Source organism: Gelidibacter maritimus, assembly GCF_014062315.1.
Classification (GTDB): Bacteria; Bacteroidota; Bacteroidia; order Flavobacteriales; family Flavobacteriaceae; genus Gelidibacter; species Gelidibacter maritimus.
The window spans coordinates 13,160-33,763 of the sequence record NZ_JACGLT010000013.1; the positions used below are offsets into that span (position 1 = coordinate 13,160).

The following is a 20,604-nucleotide window of genomic DNA, read 5'->3' on the forward strand; positions in this document are numbered from 1 at the left end:
GTACCATAAAAAATGGCAAGAAGACAAGATAAGAATACAGTACAGAGATTTAATAAAATCTCCATTGGTTTGGCGTCGCCGGAGTCTGTTTTAGCAGCATCTCGTGGTGAGGTTCTTAAACCTGAAACTATTAATTATCGAACACACAAACCTGAAAGAGATGGTTTGTTCTGTGAGCGTATCTTTGGTCCTGTAAAGGATTTTGAATGTGCTTGTGGTAAATATAAGCGTATCCGTTACAAAGGTATTGTTTGTGACCGTTGTGGTGTTGAAGTAACTGAAAAGAAAGTACGTCGTGACCGTGTAGGACATATCAACTTGGTAGTTCCTGTGGCTCATATTTGGTATTTCCGTTCTTTACCAAACAAAATTGGATACCTATTGGGGCTACCTTCCAAGAAATTGGATATGATCATATATTACGAGCGTTATGTGGTAATCCAACCAGGGAATGGTAAAAACGTTGATGGCGAACCTCTACAAAAGATGGATTTCTTGACGGAAGAAGAATATTTGTCTGTTCTTGAATCACTTCCACAGGACAATCAATATTTAGATGACACCGATCCAAACAAGTTCATTGCAAAAATGGGCGCTGAATGTTTGATCGATTTGCTTGCAAGAATTGATTTGAACGAGTTGTCTTTTGAATTGCGTCATAAGGCAAATACTGAAACTTCAAAACAACGTAAGACGGAAGCGTTAAAACGTCTTCAAGTTGTTGAAGCGTTCCGTGATTCTAACGTAAATCGTGAAAACCTTCCAGAATGGATGATCATGAAGGCCGTACCCGTAATTCCACCAGAGTTACGTCCATTGGTGCCTTTAGATGGTGGTCGTTTTGCAACGTCAGATTTGAATGATTTGTATCGACGTGTCATTATTCGAAACAACCGTTTGAAGCGTTTGGTTGAGATCAAGGCGCCAGAGGTTATTTTACGTAATGAGAAACGTATGTTGCAAGAATCAGTCGATTCTTTATTTGACAACACACGTAAAGCATCTGCTGTTAAAACTGATTCTAACAGACCGCTAAAATCATTATCTGATTCCTTAAAAGGAAAACAAGGACGTTTCCGTCAGAACTTACTAGGTAAACGTGTGGATTATTCAGCACGTTCGGTAATTGTCGTCGGACCAGAATTAAAATTATTTGAATGTGGATTGCCTAAAAACATGGCAGCTGAGCTTTACAAACCATTTATCATCAGAAAACTGATTGAGCGTGGTATCGTAAAAACAGTAAAATCTGCAAAGAAAATTATAGACCGTAAGGAGCCTGTAGTCTGGGATATTTTAGAGAATGTTTTAAAAGGACACCCAGTTCTTTTAAACCGTGCTCCAACATTACACAGATTGGGTATCCAAGCTTTTCAACCTAAATTGATTGAGGGTAAAGCCATCCAATTGCACCCATTAGTATGTACGGCGTTTAACGCGGATTTTGATGGTGACCAAATGGCGGTGCACTTACCACTAGGACCTGAAGCTATTTTAGAAGCGCAACTATTGATGTTGGCTTCCCATAATATTCTGAACCCAGCCAACGGTTCTCCGGTTACTGTACCTTCTCAAGATATGGTTCTTGGTCTCTATTATATGACCAAGGAACGTTTGTCTACAGACGATGTTAAAGTAAAAGGAGAGGGGATAACATTCTATTCCCCGGAGGAAGTGACTATTGCTTACAATGAAAAACGAGTAGATTTAAACGCAAGCATCAAAGTAAGAACAAAAGACTTCAATGAAGAGGGTGAGTTAGTCACAAAAATTATTGCCACTACGGTTGGACGTGTATTGTTTAACGAAACAGTACCAGCTGCCGCAGGTTATATCAATCAAGTATTGACCAAAAAATCATTGAGAGATGCTATTGCGGTCATCTTAAAGGTAACTTCAGTTCCTGAAACGGCTGAGTTCTTGGATGAGATCAAGGATTTAGGGTATAAGTTCGCATTCCAAGGTGGATTGTCATTTAGTTTAGGAGATATTATCATTCCTGCTGAAAAGCAAACCATGATCAATAGTGCCAATACCCAAGTAGATGGTATTATGGCCAACTATAACATGGGATTGATAACCAATAACGAACGTTATAACCAAGTAATTGATATCTGGACGTCAACTAATGCCGAATTGACTGAATTGTCAATGAAGCGTATCCGTGAAGATCAGCAAGGGTTTAACTCAGTATATATGATGCTTGATTCTGGAGCTCGTGGATCTAAAGAACAGATTCGTCAGTTAACTGGAATGCGTGGATTGATGGCAAAACCTAAAAAATCTAGTGCAGGTGGAGGAGAGATTATTGAGAATCCAATTCTTTCCAACTTTAAGGAAGGTCTTTCAATTTTGGAATACTTTATTTCTACCCACGGTGCTCGTAAAGGTCTTGCAGATACCGCCCTTAAAACGGCAGATGCTGGATATTTGACACGTCGATTGGTGGATGTATCACAAGATGTTATTGTCTATAGTGAAGACTGTGGTACATTGAGAGGTATTGAAGTCTCTGCTTTGAAGAAGAATGAAGAGGTTATTGAGAAGCTTCAAGATCGCGTTGTTGGTAGAACATCGTTAAATGATGTTTATGATCCATTGACAGAAGAACTTATTGTTGGTGCCGGAGAACATATTGACGATACGGTTGCAAAACGTATTCAGAATTCTGCTTTAGATTCAATTGAAGTACGTTCAGCATTAACCTGTGAAGCTACACAAGGAATTTGTGCTAAGTGTTACGGACGTAACTTGGCAACCGGTAAGATGGTTCAAAGAGGTGAAGCTGTTGGTGTTGTTGCTGCCCAATCAATTGGAGAGCCAGGAACACAGTTAACCCTACGTACGTTCCACGTTGGAGGTATTGCAGGTAACATTTCTGAAGATAATAAATTGATCGTCAAGTTTGATGGTATAGCGGAAATTGAAGATTTAAAAGTGGTTAAAGGAACAGATAACAATGGAGACCCTGTTGATGTCGTGATTTCTCGTACCTCCGAGTTTAAATTGGTAGATGCAAAAACGGGTATTACCTTAAGTACGCATAACATTCCTTATGGATCATTTATCTACTGTAAACCAGGAGATAAAGTGAAAAAAGGCGATGTAATTTGTTCGTGGGACCCTTATAACGGTGTCATCATTTCTGAATTTGCCGGTAAGATTTCTTATGAAAATATTGAACAAGGGGTTACCTACCAAGTTGAAATTGATGAGCAAACTGGATTCCAGGAAAAAGTAATTTCTGAATCAAGAAACAAGAAATTGATTCCAACCTTACATATTGAAGATGCCAAAGGCAATGCGATACGTTCTTATAACTTACCAGTTGGAGCTCACTTGATGATTAATGACGGTGAGAAAATTAATGTTGGTAAGGTCTTGGTAAAAATCCCACGTAGATCAGCTAAATCTGGTGATATTACTGGAGGTTTACCTCGTGTAACTGAATTGTTTGAAGCGCGTAACCCATCCAATCCAGCTGTAGTAAGTGAGATTGATGGTGTTGTGTCTTTCGGTAAAATCAAAAGAGGTAATCGTGAGATTATCATCGAATCGCGATTAGGTGAAGTTAAGAAGTATTTGGTGAAACTGTCCAGTCAGATTCTTGTTCAAGAAAATGATTATGTGAAAGCTGGGATGCCATTATCTGATGGTTCTATCACTCCAGACGATATTTTAAATATCAAAGGACCAGCTGCGGTTCAGCAATACTTGGTTAACGAGGTACAGGAAGTATATCGTTTACAAGGTGTGAAAATTAACGACAAGCATTTTGAAGTAGTCGTAAGACAAATGATGCGTAAGGTGAGAATCATTGATTCTGGCGATACTATTTTCTTAGAAGATCAATTGGCACATAAATCTGATTTCATTGAAGAAAATGATAAAATTTTCGGAATGAAAGTGATCGAAGATGCTGGAGATTCTAAAACCCTTAAACCAGGACAAATCGTTACGATGCGTCAATTAAGAGACGAGAACTCTGTAGTAAGAAGAGAAGATGGTCAGTTGGCTGTTGCAAGAGATGCACAACCAGCTACTGCAACTCCAATTCTACAAGGTATTACGAGAGCTTCATTACAAACAAAATCATTTATTTCGGCGGCGTCGTTCCAAGAAACTACTAAAGTTCTTAACGAAGCTGCAGTAAGCGCTAAAGTTGATCATTTAGAAGGCTTGAAAGAAAATGTTATTGTTGGACATAGAATTCCTGCCGGAACCGGTGTAAGACGATATGAGAATATCATTGTTGGTTCTAAAGAAGAGTTCAATGAAATGATGAAAGCTAAAGAAGAAATGAATTTTAACTAATACAAATCCCCGCAGTAGCGGGGATCTGTTTAATTAAACGGCGTGCGAAATTTATAGAATATTTGAAATAAAGGCGTCGAATAATTTAGATACTAACTTTTAAACAGGAGATTCCTTCCCGATAGCTATCGGAATTAGCAGGAACGTAAAAAATATGAGCGATAATAAAGAAGCACCAAAACAAGGACAAATCAATATTGAATTGGATGAAAATGTAGCTGAAGGAATCTATTCCAACTTGGCTATCATTAACCATTCGGTTTCTGAATTTGTAGTTGATTTTGTCAGTATCATGCCAGGTACACCAAAAAGCAAAGTGAAGTCACGTATAATTTTGACCCCACAGCACGCCAAACGGTTGCTAAAGGCTTTAGGTGAAAACGTCAAGCGTTTTGAAAATGCTCACGGTGAAATTAAAGATTATGAGCAACCAGCTATTCCATTAAATTTTGGACCGACTGGTCAGGCATAATAAAATTACCGCTCTAATACTAATTTAAAATCCCTATGAAATTATTTTCATAGGGATTTTTTTGTCTCTTATCAATTGGATTTTCGAATGTTCAATTGAAGATTATCGCATATCTATAAAGAATTTTAGAAGACTGAGATTTTCATTTGAAATCCATATCATCTTGCCTTTCCCGATAATTATCGATACTAAAGGTTGGCCTAGCCCAAACAAATAAATCATTTGAGGTTTTTACTCTGTTTAAGTGGGCCAAAAAAAGTCGGCATTGTAATTTCAGTTTTAGAGTTTTCTATTACATGCGGATAATAAGCATAACTTTAAATTTCTTACAGTTTATGATTGCACCATAGCTACAAACGACCAGACAGCATTCAGTCAATAGGGCTGTTTCTACATCGCGGTAAAAAGCCCATTTTTATGAGGATAAAGGCTTTATTGGCCGGTTAAGTAAAGAAAACCATTAATATTAGGCAACATTTGAAGGCTGTTGCAACAGAGTGTCTCATTGGATTTAAGCAACCTTCTGATTGCGATAAAATTTCAAAGCCCCTGAAGGGCATTTTTTGACCTGTTCTATGATTTTTTCAGTTGGCGCGCCGTCCAAGTCAATCCAAGGGATTACTGAGTTTCTAAAAACATCGGAAAGTTCTCTTGCACATCGTCCAGCATTGATGCAAACAGACGGTTCGTAGGTAATAGTAATATCACTATTACTAAAATGATTAGCATTTGTTTTCATAAGTAGTTCAATTTGGGGTTTGAATCTCTCTAAATCTAAATAATTTACATATCATTTCTCTAAATCATCCATTAAAGGTAGTAAATGATCGATGAAAAGCAAATTTAACGGGTTGAATTCGACGAACGACCATAGTGGATTTGAAAATAAAAGTTTTTTAATCTAAATGGGGCGAATTAATTGTGCGATTTAAATTGTGATTCACCATCACTATGAAAATATTATTGACTGCTGCTGCTATCAACTGCATTCTACCATCCTCCAGAAGCACCGCCACCTCCAAAGCCACCGCCACCGAATCCACCACCAAAACCTCCGCCACCGCCAAAGCCACCACCAAAACCACCTCCAGAAGAACGCCCGCCGCCGCCAAAACCACCACGTCCTAAATTGCTCAGAATTATGGCATCCCAGATACTTGGTCCCGAACTTCTATGATTCCCAGGGCCACCGCCACCATTATTGTTTTTAGAGACTGATATCATGATGATGATGAAAATGATAAAGAGAAGGAAAATAAAACCAACCGGAATTCCTTCTTCAGTATTGACTTGTCGAGTGCCTTGATATTCTCCCATCATCACTTCAAAAATAGCATCTGCGCCTCGGTTCAGACCGCCGTAGTAATCATTTTGTCTAAAATAGGGGAGGATGTCGCGCTCAATGATCCGTTTGGACATCGCATCTGTTAATAAATGCTCGGTGCCATAGCCTGTATTGATTGCAATTTTTCGGTCGTCTCTAGCCAATAGGATCAAGATACCATTGTCTTCTTTTTCTTGTCCAATGCCCCATTTTTGTCCCCATTGCGCACCTAAATAATTGATGTTTTCTCCTTGTGTAGAACTAATAATTGCGACTACAATTTGGGTGGAAGTAGTGTCTGAATATTTAATCAGTTTTTGTTCTAAAGTCGTTTTCTGACTATCCGATAGTAACGGAACGTATTGGTAAACACTCGTCTGTTCAGTGGTTTTTGCTGGTTTATCCGGGATATTAAATTGAGAAAAACCAAATTGGAAACAACCTAAAATCAACAAGGTGCTAAAAAGAAAGCGTTTAAAAACGCTTTCTTTGGTAATGGTAATTAATGGACTGTTGAGCGAAGACTGCATACGGCTTACTTAATTTATTATCCTATTGAAATATCGTCAGGAATTTCATTTTTATCGCCGGTTTCCCAAGGGAAATAAGTTTCCAATTGCTTTCCAGCTTTTAAAATGCCATCAACTAATCCTTGTTTGAAATGACCTCTCTTAAAATGAGCTTGCATGACATTTTTTGTGCTTTCCCAGAAATCATCGTCCACGACATTGTTAATGCCTTCATCCCCGAAAATCACAAAAGTCTTATCTTCTACAGCTACATAAATTAAAACCCCATTCTGTAATTTGGTGTTGTCCATTTTAAGTAAGTGAAACACCTCTAACGCACGCTCATAAGCATCCATTTTAGCCGTTTTTTCGAGATGGACGCGTATTTCTCCCGAGGTATTCTTTTCCGCTGTCCTTATGGCCTCAATCACTTGTTGCTCCTCTGCGGCAGTTAGGAAATCTTCTATTTTCGACATTTTATGTTTTTTTAGAATTGGTGCTTCAATGGAAATTATTCAGTTAACGCTAAGATTTCTAAAAATCAAAATCTACATCTGGCGCATTCTCAGCACCGGCATCTGCTTTATAATAGCTCATGTCATCAAAGTTAAAGAGACCTGCCAGAATACTGTTGGGAAAGATTTTGATATGTTTATTATAAGGTTCAACGTTTCCGTTAAATCGATCTCTCGCCACGTTAATTCTGTTTTCAGTGCCTTCCAACTGCGACTGTAATTCCAAGAAGTTCTGATTTGCTTTTAATTCAGGATAACGCTCTACCGATACCAAAAGTTTGGACAGTGCACCACTCAACCCGTTTTGGGCTTGTTGAAACTGTGCCATGTTCTCTTCAGTAAGATTATTGGCATCTATGGTTGTAGATGTGGCTTTTGCACGTGCTTCAATAACCTCTGTCAAAGTAGTACGCTCAAAATCGGCGGCCCCTTGTACTGTTTTTACAAGATTGCCTATAAGATCATTTCGACGTTGGTAGCTACTTTCAACATCGCCCCAACTTCTGGTGGCAGTTTCTTTTAATTCTACCGCTGTGTTGTTGAAGTTTTTTCCCCAAGAGTAAAGTGCAATTGCAATTAAAGCAATAATAATTACAGGAACGAGCCATTTTTTCATATAATGTTGGTTTTAGAGTTGTGTTTTAATTTTTATTAATTGAGCTTTTATACCTTTTAATTTGCTGATGATTTCAAACGTGCTGAGCGCTTCTTGTTTTTGCTCCTTCAAATGGGTCTTCGCGCCTTCAAGGGTAAAACCGCGCACCTTAACCAAATGATAAATAAATTTAAGGTTTTTAATGTCTTCCGGTGTAAACTTACGGTTGCCTTTAGCGTTCTTCTTTGGCTTTAAGATGTCAAATTCTTTTTCCCAAAATCGGATTAAAGATGTGTTGACCTTGAAGGCCTTGGCTACTTCACCAATACCATAATATCTTTTTTCTGGAAGATCGATCTGCATATTAATCTAAGGATTGATTTTCTAGAGAAGCATGCTCCAATAATTTACTATACTCTTCAGCCGATAAATTTCCGTAATAGAAGTTGATTGGATTGATCCGATCACCATCTTTAAATACCTCATAATGTAAATGTGGCGCTTCAGAACGTCCTGTACTACCAACAAATCCAATTAAATCACCACGTTTTACCTTCTGATTAACCCGAACATTATATTTGTACAAGTGGGCATACAAGGTAACATAACCATAGCCATGATCAATACGGATGTGGTTGCCATAACCGGTTGAGGAATTATCAGCTCGTTTGACCACACCATCACCTGAAGCGTAAATTGGTGTACCACGAGGCGCTGTGAAATCCATTCCATAATGAAACTTTCTAACTTTCGTAAACGGATCGGTTCGATAACCATAACCAGATGCCATTCGGGTCATATCCTCGATGTTTATGGGCTGAATGGCAGGAATTGACGCTAAAAATTTTTCTTTGTCTTCAGCAAGCACCACTATTTCATCCAAAGACTTGGATTGCACTACAATTTGCTTTTGTAGAATATCCATGCGCCGGTTGGCTTCAATGATTATTTTTGAATTATCAAACCCTTCTAAAGCTTTATATCGATTGATGCCTCCAAATCCAGCCTTCCGCTGCTCTTCGGGAATAGGATTGGCAGCAAAATAAAGTCTATAAATGGCATTGTCCCGTTGTTCAACATTGGCCAACACCGCTTGCGCCTCGTCCATCTTTTTGTTGAGCAATTGGTATTGAAGTTCCATGTGTTGCAATTCTCTTGCTAACGCACGCTCTTTAGGCGATTGTATAAACTGACTCGCCAAAAAGACAAATAAGAAACCAAACAAGGCTGAGCCTAAAATAAAGATAGAAGCATATTTAAAAGTATTCCTTTTTCTACGCTCTATTTTCTTATAAGAGAGGGTGTCAGAATCGTAATAATATTTTACCTTACTCATTTCCTAATTTATACTATTTTTGCACAGTTAAAAAGACTGTAAAAGGTCTTTAGACATGAAGCTAACGAACAAACCTACAAAATATTTTATTTGTAAATTTAGTAAAACTAAATGATTCTCGATTAAACTAAGCCTGCGATATATCAACTTTAAAATAATTTTGTGAAAAAGTCGGCCATATCACAATTATAACCTATTATAAGACATCAATTTATCAAAATGAAATCTCAAGACATCCGTTCCACATTTTTAAACTTTTTTAAGAACAAACAGCATAGTATTGTGCCATCGGCACCCATGGTTCTAAAAGATGATCCAACCTTAATGTTTGTCAATTCCGGAATGGCACCTTTTAAGGAATATTTCTTGGGCAACGCGCAACCCAAAAACAGCAGAATTGCCGATTCCCAAAAATGCCTTCGTGTTTCTGGCAAACACAATGATTTGGAAGAAGTGGGGTATGACACCTATCATCATACCTTGTTTGAAATGCTTGGTAATTGGAGTTTTGGAGATTATTTCAAGAAAGAAGCCATTGCTTGGGCCTGGGAACTACTGGTGGATGTTTACGGAATAGATAAAGATATTCTGTATGTGACCGTTTTTGAAGGCAACGCTGAAGATAACTTGCCAATGGATCAGGAAGCTTTTGACCTGTGGAAATCTTTTATTTCTGAAGATCGTATTTTGATGGGTAATAAAAAGGATAACTTTTGGGAAATGGGCGAGCAAGGCCCATGTGGTCCATGTAGTGAAATTCATGTGGATATCCGATCGGCAGAAGAAAAAGCAGCGGTCGATGGTAAGACCTTAGTGAATATGGATCACCCTCAAGTGGTTGAAATTTGGAATTTGGTTTTTATGCAATACAACCGAAAAGCCAACGGATCTTTAGAGCCATTGCCTCAAAAACATATTGATACTGGAATGGGGTTTGAGCGTCTGTGCATGGTGTTGCAGGGTGTTCAGTCTAATTATGATACGGATGTATTTACGCCAATTATTCGTGAAATAGAAACCATTTCAGAAAAACCTTATGGCAATAATGAAGACGTAGATGTTGCCATACGGGTTATTTCCGATCACGTACGTGCCGTGGCATTTTCTATTGCCGATGGACAATTACCAAGTAACACCGGTGCAGGTTATGTCATTCGCCGGATTTTAAGAAGAGCCATTCGTTACAGTTTCACATTTTTAGATCAGAAAGAGCCGTTTATTTATAGGTTAGTTGATGTACTGAGCAAGAAGATGGGCGATGCTTTTCCGGAATTGAAATCGCAAAAACAGCTGATTGAAAACGTTATAAAAGAGGAGGAGCAATCGTTCTTAAGAACTTTAGATCAAGGTTTGGTCCTTTTAAACCGAGTAGTAGAAGAATCAAACTCAAAAATTATATCAGGTGAAAAGGTGTTTGAACTTTACGATACCTTCGGATTTCCAATTGACCTTACGGCATTAATATTGAGAGAGAAAGGACTGGAACTTAATGAAGAAGGGTTTCATCTTGAAATGAAAAAGCAAAAAGACCGCTCACGTGCCGCCAGCGAAATGTCCACTGAAGATTGGACTATTTTGATGGAAGATGATGTACAGGAATTTATAGGCTATGATTTTCTTGAAACCAATGTAAAAATTACCCGATATAGAAAAGTCGTATCTAAAAAAGACGGCGAAATGTACCAATTGGTATTCAATCTGACGCCATTTTATGCAGAAGGCGGCGGACAAGTTGGTGATAAGGGGTATTTAACCGACAGTAACGGTGATGTTGTGTATATTTTAGACACTAAGAGAGAAAATAATGTTGCCATTCATTTCACTAAAAGTTTGCCAAAGGATCTTACGGGAACTTTTAAGGCCTCAGTAGATGCAAAACAGCGCAGAAGAACTGAATCCAACCATACGGCAACGCACTTGTTGCATCAGGCCTTACGAGAGGTATTGGGTGAACATGTGGAGCAAAAAGGAAGTGCGGTGCATTCAAAGTACCTTCGTTTTGATTTTTCGCATTTTTCAAAACTGACACCGGAAGAATTGAATGATGTTGAAAATTTCGTCAACGCGCGTATTGATGGGAAATTGGATCTTCAAGAGCAGCGTAATATTCCGATGGAGTTAGCGATTGAAGAAGGTGCCATAGCGTTATTTGGAGAAAAGTATGGTGATACCGTTCGGACGGTTCGTTATGGGAAGTCATTTGAATTATGTGGCGGTACACACGTTAAAAACACTAGGGATATTTGGTATTTCAAGATAATTTCGGAAAGCGCAGTAGCTTCTGGTATTCGTCGTATAGAGGCCATTACCAATGATGCCGTAAAAGACTATTATCAAGAACATGACCGTGAATTTTATAGAATCAAAGGTCTTTTGAATAATGCGCAAGAGCCTTACAAAGCCATTCAGAGTTTGCAATCTGAGAACGATGAGTTAAAAAAGCAAATCGAGAATTTGTTAAAAGATAAAGCCAAAAACTTGAAAGGCGATCTTAAAAACGAATTAAAGGAAATTCAAGGCATCCAGTTTTTAGCGAAAAAAGTAGATTTGGATGCCTCGGGAATCAAGGATCTTTCATTTGAAATGGGGCAGCAATATGACAATTTATTTTTGTTGTTTGGCGCTGAAAATGATGGAAAGGCATTATTATCCTGCTATATCTCTAAAGAATTGGTGAAAAGTAAAGGTTTAAATGCAGGTGCTATTGTCCGCGAATTGGGTAAACATATCCAAGGCGGTGGGGGCGGACAGCCATTTTTTGCAACAGCGGGCGGTAAAAATCCGGCTGGGATTGAAAAGGCTTTAGAGGCTGCGGCGGGGTATTTGAAATAAATTATCTTTTGATAAAGTTGAATAGATTTCTCGCAGAAGCACTCATCAAATCTTACGCAGAGGCTTCAATTAAATCGATCGTAGAGACACAGAGATTTAATGGACAATAGATTGATTGGAGATTCGATAAATAAGTTTGAAATATTAAAAACTTGGCATCTTCGCGACTTTGCGAGCTGAAAAAGAAAATTTCTTAAATACGTATTTCATCGTATGGTTTTATAGGTTTCAAAAGCTTTTATTTGTAAAAAAGTCTACCTATGCTGTTTTCTGTTTATATGCCTAATCGCAACAATTTGTATGTGTGGATGAATATCGTGTTTCTGGTAGGCTTCCTTCTGATGGGAAAAATTACACCCTATGCAATTTTGTTTGGATACTTTTTAGAGACAGTAATTATCGGGATGTTCAATATTTTTAAGATGGTGGCAGCATCTCGTCACGATGGCTCAGGCAAATCTATTGGTTTTTTAGTTCTTTTTTTTATCTTCCATTATGGCATGTTTGTGGCCATTCAGTCCGTTTTTGTTTTTGTAATCATCGGAATGGAGGGGCAAACTTTCGTTAAGGAGCCGTTTCACATTATTGAAAATTATCGGGCGATACTGAGTTTGGAAGGTATGGTTTATGTTCTTCCTATTTTAATTGGAACACAGTTGATGAAATTCATTTTCGATTTTATGCAGTCTCAAAAATATCTTGAGTTTGCAGCTTATGAAATTATGTATAAACCTTATGTCCGAATAGTGATCCAACAATTTGCGGTCATAATTGCGTTTTTTTTCTTTATAATATTTGCCGACGCAGCACTTATAGCAGCGCTTTTACTTATTTTTTTCAAATCGCTTATCGATTTTGGTTTAACTGCTATTCGTGAAGACACCAAAGTTCTCGAATACCTTGTAGAGAAATTTTATGATGGCAAAACACCTAAGGATAAATTAAGAAAACAACTTTTATTGTTTTCGGAATAGTCTTGAAAATTCCAAATTCCGTTTCTGATTAAACTTTAATATTCAACATTCAGGATGCGATATTCAAATACTGCTAATCCATAACCTCTCATCCCACATCCGCCTATAGCCCAAAAGTTACATTCAGACAAATTTTGATTGCCCAAAATATACGACATATGCCGTATTGATTCCCCTTCTCTTTATTTGCAATTTTGGAATATTATAAACCCCTTAATATTTCAACAATGAAAATTCTATTACTTCAATTCAAACTTATGATGATGATTGCTCTCTTTTTCGGAACAACATCTGCAAATGCCCAAAAAGCTGAAACACCCAATCAAAGCTATGATCTTGGATCAAGTATCAACGAAATGACGCTCACCGTGGGTGGTGTATTAGTAGTCGCAACCAATGATGGTTTGGTCGGGATCAGGCCCACCGAAAGTCAGCCGGTTTTTAGGTTTAATGATTTTGGGAAGCTCAAACCAGAAGAAACTCAGTTTGTTCCTAACTCCCCATATATAATCGTTACTCAAGGCGTTGGGTCTAAGTTTGCAGGTATAGCCAAAACCAAACGTGCCGTAATCGATTATATGACCGGAAAAGTCATTTTTAATTCAGATACGGACAACTGGAATCAAGTTTTTACTTGCGATGTGGTGTTGCCACAGAATAAATTGATCTTAAGTGGCATACAAAAAGAAGGAGATAAATTTGAAAAAACTACACCAAAAGTAGCCGTATATGATTTAGGAGCATCAAAATTGGATTATAGTTTTTTCTTGGATAAACCAGGTCGTGTTGGTGTTGCCAAGGATGTCAGTGTGACCGGAACTCCATTGCTGTTAAAAGACATGTTAATTATTCCAACGGCACAAGGCTTGGTTGCAAAATCACATACGGGAGAAGATATATGGACCACTAAAATCAAAGGCATTAATTGGATGGTTGCTGATGCTACTGAAAAGGAAATTTATGGTTTTGAGACCACGTCCAACGGTAAAAACACCCGCATCCATAAAATAGGAAATAATGGTGCTGAACTGTGGAAGGATGACCGTAAAGTGCAAGGTAATATCTCCAATTTCCAGATTCTTCCGCAGGGCTTGGCTGTGGTCAGTGATAAAAGTGACGGTGGCAGTTCGAGTGTGTTTTCAACAAAAAATGAATCTGAAATCGCCTTTTTAAGTGCAAATTCTGGAGAGGACTTGTGGGATAAAGCGCCAAAGACAAAAGGCTATGTCCAGCATTTCTATGTTCAGGACGATGGCATCTTATTTGGCATCCAACAAGGTGGCATCAATAAAATTTCTTTTGATGGAAAAACTTTGTTTAAAAAGCCCCTAAAGACTGGAGAGAATATACTTGTTATGGCTGAGTCTCCACAAGGCTTGATTTATATCACTGGAGAAGATGCTAATATTGTCGACTTAAAAACGGGGGACCAAGTCTGGAAAAAGCCATTGAAATATAAAAATTCAGCTGCGGTGGCTTCAACTTTTGATAGCGCCAAAAATAGATACCTTATCGCTGCAGATGACACGGTGTTTGCCATTGATGCAAATTCCGGAGATGTTTCAGAACTGGCCAAAGTGAAATTTGACGAAAAGGAAGCTGCGAATACGATGGAAATGAGAGATGGCAACATATTTCTTAGCGCTTCACAAAATTTGATGATGTTGGGTGATAATGGCGACCAAAAATACCATGGATACTATAAATCTCCTGGAAAAAGCGGATTTATGAAAGTTATGGGAGGTGTCATGGCAGTGGCGTCCACAGGTTTGGCAATGGCCCATGCGGCAAAGGCTGGAATGAACAAAACAGGCTATGGCAGCAGCAACAATTTAAGAAACTATAATGATTATGGTAAAGAAAACCAACGCGCGGCAGATATGTTTGCCTCTATTGGAGATGCCTCTTTTAATATGATGTCACAACGTTTTAAAGCTACAGCCGCGACAGAGAATGCACAATTCATTCTTACAAAACTGGATGATGGCGTTGGTTTGGTTAAAGTCAATAAGGATACCGGAAACGTAGATAAAGAAATTGTTTTAAAAGATAAAAAACCCGAATATCAAGTAGATGATCTTGCGGGTGTTCTGTACTATAAGGCCAACGATAAGTCTATCTACGCTTACGATCTTAATAAATAATTATATTCTTGGGATGAAGGTTAGGCGTGATTATCATATAATTACGCTTAATCTTTTTTAATTGCTATTTGTCGAAAAATACCTATCACAAAAACTTTTAGAACTATATTGGTAATGCTATTAATCAATTTTCTTAAGAAAGCATCAGCTATTTCCATTATTCAAAAATATGGGTTAATACTGATGCTTTCTTTTTTTCAAATGCTTAACATGAGACAGGTACTTTTGATTCTAATATTCTTTTGTATCCTATTTTCCTATGGGCAAAAGAATGCACAATTTTCTTCAATTGCTCTAACCAAAGCAGATTCCCTTCAAATATCAAAACTTCAAAATCGTCTGAAATCGGCTAATGATAAAGAAAAGCTTGAACTCTATTATAAACTGGCTACTATTTATCTTTCTAAAAATGATTCCATAGCAACTACATATACTGATTTACTTTTTAAAAATGTAACAAATTTCAACAACACTCAGTATAAAGGAAGAGCTCTATTCCTTAAGGGTAAAGTAAATGCAACCTCGTCATCTCTAAGAGCTTTGGATTATTATCAAGAGGCCACCAAAATTTTGGAAGATTATGAAGATCAAGTTCTCAAGGATATTTATTATGAACAGTCTCAAATACACACTTTGTTTTCAGAATTCCCTGAGGCTTTAGATCTTAGTTTTAGGTCATTGGAATTCAATAAAATAAACCACATTGAAGTCAATGTTTTAAGAGATATGTCTTTAATAGGCTATATCTATGACCGAATGTACGAATACGAAGAATCCATCAAATGGAACAGAGAAGCGTTGAAAATTGCCATAAAGATTGATGATAAAAAAGGTGAAGCACTATGTTATGGACGCATTGGAATTGCCTATGATGAATTGGCAGAAAAGGATAATTTCAACAAACGTTTGTTTGATAGTGCTTTGTATTACAATAAAAAAGCCGCAAGATTGAGCGAAAGTATGAATTACCTAGCCTTTTCTAGAACTACGTATTCAAACATCGGCAATACTTATTCTAAGTTAAAAGATTATAAAAGAGCTGAGGAATACACTTTGAAATCGCTCTCAGTGCCAGGGTTTGAAGCCAGAAAGGGTGTGACCTTGGTCAACTTGGGAAAAATTTATTTGGAAACCAAACGCTTTAAAGAGGCTAAAAAGGTTTTGGATAGTGCCATGCGTAATACCTTAAAATATGGAACGCGCAAATACCAATTGGAAGCGTATTATAGATTTCATGAGTTGGATGTTAAAAAAGGAGATTACAAGAGCGCATTAAATAATTATATAGAATACAAATCCATAGAAGATTCACTTCTTAACGAAACCAAAACACGGCAGATTGCTGAAATGGGAGAGCGTTATAAAACGGCAGATAAAGAACGGCAAATTTTGATTCATCGCGCAGATTTGGCAGAACGGGATCTGACCATTCAAAAGCGAAACTCACAGCTTTTTGGAATGATAGCCTTTGCTGTGGTTTTAACGTTTATTGGTTATTTATTTTACAATCAGCAAAAACTTAGGAACCAACAGCTTAAGAAGGAAAGTGAATTGAAAGATGCTTTGCTGAAAATTGAAACCCAAAACAGACTTCAAGAACAACGCATACGAATCAGTAGAGATCTGCACGACAATATAGGTGCGCAATTAGCTTTTATCATTTCTTCTATCGATAATTTGAAATACGGTTTTGACATAACGGATCAAAAACTTAACGATAAACTAACAAGTATCAGCGAATTTACCACAGAAACCATTTATGAATTGCGGGACACTATTTGGGCAATGAATAAAACCGAAATTACTTTTGAAGACTTGCAGTCGCGTCTTTCAAATTATATTGATAAAGCACATGTGTTTGAAGGAAAGGTGGATTTTTCATTTAAGGTTGATGCTGATGTTGATCTTAAGCGAAAATTTAATTCCATGGAGGGTGTTAATATCCATCGCGTCATTCAGGAAGCCATACATAACAGTTTAAAACATTCCAATTCCAAAAATATCGAGGTTAAGGTAGAAAAGTTTTTAGATCATTTAAAATTCACAATTTCAGACGATGGTCAAGGGTTCGATATAACTACTGTGGAAAAAGGAAATGGTTTAATAAATATGCAAAAAAGAATTCATGAAATAGATGGGAAGTTTGAAATTGAATCCTTTCCTAATCATGGCACCAAAGTAAGTTTTATCATATAGAAACTAAGGATCTTCTGAAAAATCAATATTTTAACAGTGGCAATCCAAAAAATGAACTTGAAACCATTTATCTGTCTTTTATTTTTCCTGTCCATCAGCATTGGTTTTTCTCAAGGAACTGCAGAAAAGCTAAATGATTCGGCCATGACATTATATAAACAGGACCCGCAAAGAGCTTTGGTTATTTTGGAAAGCGCTCTTGATATTGCTCAGAAACACAAGCAATCAGAATGGATTGCTTACTCAAAAAATAATTTAGGCATCGTCTACCGAGATTTAGGGCAATTTCAGAAGTCCAAAGCTTTATCTGAAGAGGCGTTGACAAGAACAAAAGACGAACGCGCTTTAGCCTCAGCATATAACAACATTGGCGCATGCAATCGGAGTTTGGGAGATTATGAAGCTGCGCTGACTGCCTATTTAAACGCCTTAACTATTTATGAAAAAGAAAACTTAGTGATTGAGCAGGCCACTGTAATCAATAATATAGGAATGGTCTATAGCTATTTGGGAATGAATTCCAAAGCGGTCGAAAACCATTTGAAAGCCATTGCGATATTTGAAAAGGAAAACAACAAAAAAGGACTGTCTGATGGTTACAATAATATTGCCATTCTATATGCTAATGATGGCGAATTGGACAAAGCCCTTAAATATTTTAAAAGTTCATTAACCATAGAAAAATCCCTGAAAAGTCAAAAGGGAATTGCAGAGTCGACCAATAATGTTGGGGCCGTTTTCTATTATTTGGCAGAGATTGATTCGGCATTGGTGTATTTCAACCAGTCAGCCAGTATAGAAAGAGCTATCGGGAATTTGGCAGGTGTTGGCGCCAGTTATAATAATATTGCCCAAATTCTATTGGAAAATGAACGTTTGGAGGATGCTAAAATCTATATTGATAGTGCTTATTATTGTGCCAATCAGTCTAAAACGGCGGTCGATATTGAAACCGCTTTAAATATGTATTCACAATATTACGAAGCCAAAAATGATACAGAAACAGCCCTCTATTATTATAAGAATTTCACCACATTAAAAGATAGTTTGCTCAATATTGAAACCAACAGCAGGGTGGCAAAATTGGAAATTGAATATCAAACTGAGAAAAAGGAAAAGGAAATACTTTCACAACGCGCTGATTTAGCTGAAAAGGAACTCGATTTGAGTAGAAAAAACAGCTATATATGGGGACTCGTTGGTTTAGCAGTGGTATTGACGCTTTTGGGACTTCTGTTTTACAACCAACAAAAGCTTAAAAATAGTCAGCTAAAAAAGGAAAATGAACTTAAGGACGCTTTGATCAAAATTGAAACCCAAAACAGATTACAGGAACAGCGTTTGCGTATCAGTAGAGATTTGCATGACAATATTGGTGCGCAATTGACCTTTATTATTTCGTCTCTGGACAATCTCAAATATGGCTTTCAGTTGCCAGATAAATTGAATGCGAAACTGAAGTTTATAAGTGAGTTTACCACAACTACAATTTATGAGTTACGAGATACTATCTGGGCCATGAATAAAAACAACATCTCTTTGGAGGATTTGAAGGCCCGTATTTCTAATTTTATAGATAAAGCCAATAGTACTTCAGAAAATGTGACCTTTAGCTTTGAAGCGGAGGATACGTTGCAGACAGAAATCAAATTCTCTTCTGTTGATGGGATGAATATCTACCGTATTATTCAAGAGGCGCTGAACAATGCATTAAAATATGCCGGTGCGAAACATATAGATGTCAAAATCCACTCCGAAAATCAGCACTTGGAAATTTTAATAACCGATGATGGCCATGGTTTTGATCCAAAAACAATTGAAATGGGAAATGGCATTAATAATATGAAGAAAAGGGCCAATGATATAGGAGCGGAAATTTTAATTGAATCAGTCATAGCCAAAGGAACGACTATTATTGTAAAGTTGTCATTGCAGAAATTAAATACGACGTTTGACGTATAGGAAGATGCTTAAAAACATCCGAAATTTAGACTTTAACTAATCAAGAAAGCATTTATGAACATCAAAATAGCTATTGTAGATGATAATTCTTTTTTAATCTCTACGGTTAAGGAGAAACTCTCCTTTTTTGAGGATTTGAATTTCAAATTCTCGGCGTTCAACGGTTCTGAGTTATTGACGAAGCTGGAAGAGAACTCCAACCTCGATTTAATTTTGATGGATATTGAAATGCCTGTTTTGAACGGTATCGAAACCACAGAATTGGTAAAAAATAAATATCCCCACATCAAAATAATCATGTTAACCGTTTTTGACAATGACGAGAATATTTTTAACGCCATAAAAGCGGGGGCAGACGGCTATTTACTAAAGGAAATCAATGCCCAAGAGTTACATAATGGTATTTTGGAAACTCTAAACGGGGGTGCGGCCATGAATCCATCCATTGCCTTAAAAACCCTGAAACTACTCAGAAATCCGATTGATATAGACAATAGAAAGGATCAAGAGGATATCCAACTTACGTCACGCGAAACTGAAGTTCTGGAACACTTGAGCAAGGGGTTAAATTATAATAGAATTGCCGAAAATTTAATCCTGTCTACTGGAACGGTACGCAAGCACATTGAAAATATTTATAAAAAGCTGCAGGTACACAACAAAATAGAAGCGGTTCAAAAAGCAAAGCGAAATAATTTGATTTGATAGTGGCCTATGTGCGAACGATTGAGAATTAGAGGTTCCAATTGTTAAGTAAAATCAATTTTTTGTCTCAGAAGGCATGCCGACGATTTTAATTTTGACTTGAAGAATACTGAGCTTAGTTATAAAAATGCATATACATCTTAAATTGATAGCTATTTATTCAAATGTCCATGTGTGGGACTTGAATTTAAGAACCTTTCAATTGGCTTAATATTTCTTTTGGTGAAACTGTATGTGAAGAGAATTTTACACAACCCGAACACTATCCGGTACCAAAACGGTATAATCTCCATTGTTCCTGATCACATCTCTTACAATAGAAGAAGAAATATAGGATGTGCTCGCAGCGGTCAGCAAAAAAACAGTTTCTATCCTGGAAAGTTTTCGATTGGTATGTGCAATAGCTTTTTCAAATTCGAAATCGGCTGGATTTCGTAAACCCCTTAAAATAAACTGAGCCTCAATCTCTTTACAAAAATCAATGGTCAAACCTTTATAGGTCATCACCTTTACTTTAGGATTGTCTCTAAACGCCTCTTCTATAAACTTTAGACGCTCTTCTAAAGAAAACATATACTTTTTATCGGCATTGATACCAATGGCAATCACCACTTCATCAAAAACTTTCAATCCGCGTTTAATGATGTCAAAATGTCCTAAGGTTAGCGGATCAAATGACCCAGGGAATAGTGCGCGTTTCATCGATAAATTTTTATCGTTCCCTCG

At 37.3% G+C, this 20,604-nt stretch carries 15 protein-coding genes; 8 read left to right on the top strand and 7 right to left on the bottom strand.

Annotation, left to right across the window (positions count from 1 at the left end; genetic code table 11):
- The first annotated feature begins 12 nt into the window (after window positions 1-12).
- Both rpoC and H3Z82_RS14645 read left to right on the top strand, forming a co-directional pair.
- Complete coding sequence (rpoC, locus tag H3Z82_RS14640; protein WP_182206252.1) at window positions 13-4,314, top strand: DNA-directed RNA polymerase subunit beta'; 4,302 nt, start codon at window positions 13-15, stop codon at window positions 4,312-4,314.
- A 154-nt stretch (window positions 4,315-4,468) separates the two neighbouring features.
- Window positions 4,469-4,786: a DUF3467 domain-containing protein gene (locus H3Z82_RS14645; RefSeq protein ID WP_182206253.1), complete on the top strand. Its 318-nt coding sequence runs from the start codon at window positions 4,469-4,471 to the stop codon at window positions 4,784-4,786.
- A 511-nt stretch (window positions 4,787-5,297) separates the two neighbouring features.
- On the opposite strand, the gene H3Z82_RS14650 is transcribed toward H3Z82_RS14645, so the two are convergent.
- The 6 genes from H3Z82_RS14650 to H3Z82_RS14675 all read right to left on the bottom strand — a co-directional run bounded on the left by H3Z82_RS14650 (window position 5,298) and on the right by H3Z82_RS14675 (window position 9,065).
- A complete protein-coding gene (locus H3Z82_RS14650; RefSeq protein WP_182206254.1) occupies window positions 5,298-5,525 on the bottom strand; it encodes a (4Fe-4S)-binding protein in 228 nt (75 codons plus the stop codon).
- 251 nt (window positions 5,526-5,776) lie between these two features.
- Complete coding sequence (locus H3Z82_RS14655) at window positions 5,777-6,640, bottom strand: TPM domain-containing protein (protein ID WP_182206255.1); 864 nt, start codon at window positions 6,638-6,640, stop codon at window positions 5,777-5,779.
- Between the two features lie 17 nt (window positions 6,641-6,657).
- On the bottom strand, window positions 6,658-7,095 hold the full coding sequence (locus H3Z82_RS14660) for a TPM domain-containing protein (RefSeq protein WP_182206256.1): 438 nt from the start codon (window positions 7,093-7,095) through the stop codon (window positions 6,658-6,660).
- 58 nt (window positions 7,096-7,153) lie between these two features.
- Window positions 7,154-7,750, bottom strand: a complete 597-nt coding sequence (locus H3Z82_RS14665) for a LemA family protein (protein ID WP_182206257.1) — start codon at window positions 7,748-7,750, stop codon at window positions 7,154-7,156.
- Between the two features lie 12 nt (window positions 7,751-7,762).
- Window positions 7,763-8,092 carry a MerR family transcriptional regulator gene (locus tag H3Z82_RS14670; RefSeq protein ID WP_182206258.1) on the bottom strand — a complete coding sequence of 110 codons (330 nt, stop codon included), beginning with the start codon at window positions 8,090-8,092 and terminating at the stop codon, window positions 7,763-7,765.
- A gap of 1 nt (window position 8,093) precedes the next feature.
- Window positions 8,094-9,065 carry a M23 family metallopeptidase gene (locus H3Z82_RS14675; RefSeq protein WP_182206259.1) on the bottom strand — a complete coding sequence of 324 codons (972 nt, stop codon included), beginning with the start codon at window positions 9,063-9,065 and terminating at the stop codon, window positions 8,094-8,096.
- A 219-nt stretch (window positions 9,066-9,284) separates the two neighbouring features.
- Here H3Z82_RS14675 and alaS point away from each other — a divergent pair, with 219 nt between their 5' ends.
- The 6 genes from alaS to H3Z82_RS14705 all read left to right on the top strand — a co-directional run bounded on the left by alaS (window position 9,285) and on the right by H3Z82_RS14705 (window position 19,878).
- The gene (alaS, locus tag H3Z82_RS14680) at window positions 9,285-11,897 is read left to right on the top strand and encodes an alanine--tRNA ligase (protein WP_182206260.1); all 2,613 of its coding nucleotides are present in this window, start codon (window positions 9,285-9,287) and stop codon (window positions 11,895-11,897) included.
- A gap of 260 nt (window positions 11,898-12,157) precedes the next feature.
- Window positions 12,158-12,871, top strand: coding sequence for a DUF6498-containing protein (locus H3Z82_RS14685; protein WP_182206261.1), 714 nt, complete (start codon window positions 12,158-12,160; stop codon window positions 12,869-12,871).
- Between the two features lie 227 nt (window positions 12,872-13,098).
- Window positions 13,099-15,015, top strand: a complete 1,917-nt coding sequence (locus H3Z82_RS14690) for an outer membrane protein assembly factor BamB family protein (RefSeq protein WP_182206262.1) — start codon at window positions 13,099-13,101, stop codon at window positions 15,013-15,015.
- A gap of 210 nt (window positions 15,016-15,225) precedes the next feature.
- A complete protein-coding gene (locus tag H3Z82_RS14695; protein ID WP_182206263.1) occupies window positions 15,226-17,211 on the top strand; it encodes an ATP-binding protein in 1,986 nt (661 codons plus the stop codon).
- 51 nt (window positions 17,212-17,262) lie between these two features.
- Entirely contained in the window at window positions 17,263-19,173 is a 1,911-nt protein-coding gene (locus H3Z82_RS14700; RefSeq protein ID WP_182206264.1) for a tetratricopeptide repeat-containing sensor histidine kinase, read from the top strand.
- Between the two features lie 54 nt (window positions 19,174-19,227).
- Window positions 19,228-19,878 (top strand): response regulator, encoded by a 651-nt coding sequence (locus tag H3Z82_RS14705; RefSeq protein WP_182206265.1) that lies wholly within the window; start codon window positions 19,228-19,230, stop codon window positions 19,876-19,878.
- Window positions 19,879-20,124: 246 nt separating this feature from the next.
- On the opposite strand, the gene coaD is transcribed toward H3Z82_RS14705, so the two are convergent.
- Window positions 20,125-20,580 (bottom strand): pantetheine-phosphate adenylyltransferase, encoded by a 456-nt coding sequence (coaD, locus tag H3Z82_RS14710; protein ID WP_182206266.1) that lies wholly within the window; start codon window positions 20,578-20,580, stop codon window positions 20,125-20,127.
- Window positions 20,581-20,604: the final 24 nt, after the last annotated feature.

What these genes read in the sequence shown, in the direction of transcription:
- rpoC (WP_182206252.1), top strand. Translation starts at nt 13, where the DNA reads ATGGCAAGAAGACAAGATAAGAATACAGTACAGAGATTTAATAAAATC.
- H3Z82_RS14645 (WP_182206253.1), top strand. Translation starts at nt 4,469, where the DNA reads ATGAGCGATAATAAAGAAGCACCAAAACAAGGACAAATCAATATTGAA.
- H3Z82_RS14650 (WP_182206254.1), bottom strand. Translation starts at nt 5,525, where the DNA reads ATGAAAACAAATGCTAATCATTTTAGTAATAGTGATATTACTATTACC.
- H3Z82_RS14655 (WP_182206255.1), bottom strand. Translation starts at nt 6,640, where the DNA reads ATGCAGTCTTCGCTCAACAGTCCATTAATTACCATTACCAAAGAAAGC.
- H3Z82_RS14660 (WP_182206256.1), bottom strand. Translation starts at nt 7,095, where the DNA reads ATGTCGAAAATAGAAGATTTCCTAACTGCCGCAGAGGAGCAACAAGTG.
- H3Z82_RS14665 (WP_182206257.1), bottom strand. Translation starts at nt 7,750, where the DNA reads ATGAAAAAATGGCTCGTTCCTGTAATTATTATTGCTTTAATTGCAATT.
- H3Z82_RS14670 (WP_182206258.1), bottom strand. Translation starts at nt 8,092, where the DNA reads ATGCAGATCGATCTTCCAGAAAAAAGATATTATGGTATTGGTGAAGTA.
- H3Z82_RS14675 (WP_182206259.1), bottom strand. Translation starts at nt 9,065, where the DNA reads ATGAGTAAGGTAAAATATTATTACGATTCTGACACCCTCTCTTATAAG.
- alaS (WP_182206260.1), top strand. Translation starts at nt 9,285, where the DNA reads ATGAAATCTCAAGACATCCGTTCCACATTTTTAAACTTTTTTAAGAAC.
- H3Z82_RS14685 (WP_182206261.1), top strand. Translation starts at nt 12,158, where the DNA reads ATGCTGTTTTCTGTTTATATGCCTAATCGCAACAATTTGTATGTGTGG.
- H3Z82_RS14690 (WP_182206262.1), top strand. Translation starts at nt 13,099, where the DNA reads ATGAAAATTCTATTACTTCAATTCAAACTTATGATGATGATTGCTCTC.
- H3Z82_RS14695 (WP_182206263.1), top strand. Translation starts at nt 15,226, where the DNA reads ATGAGACAGGTACTTTTGATTCTAATATTCTTTTGTATCCTATTTTCC.
- H3Z82_RS14700 (WP_182206264.1), top strand. Translation starts at nt 17,263, where the DNA reads ATGAACTTGAAACCATTTATCTGTCTTTTATTTTTCCTGTCCATCAGC.
- H3Z82_RS14705 (WP_182206265.1), top strand. Translation starts at nt 19,228, where the DNA reads ATGAACATCAAAATAGCTATTGTAGATGATAATTCTTTTTTAATCTCT.
- coaD (WP_182206266.1), bottom strand. Translation starts at nt 20,580, where the DNA reads ATGAAACGCGCACTATTCCCTGGGTCATTTGATCCGCTAACCTTAGGA.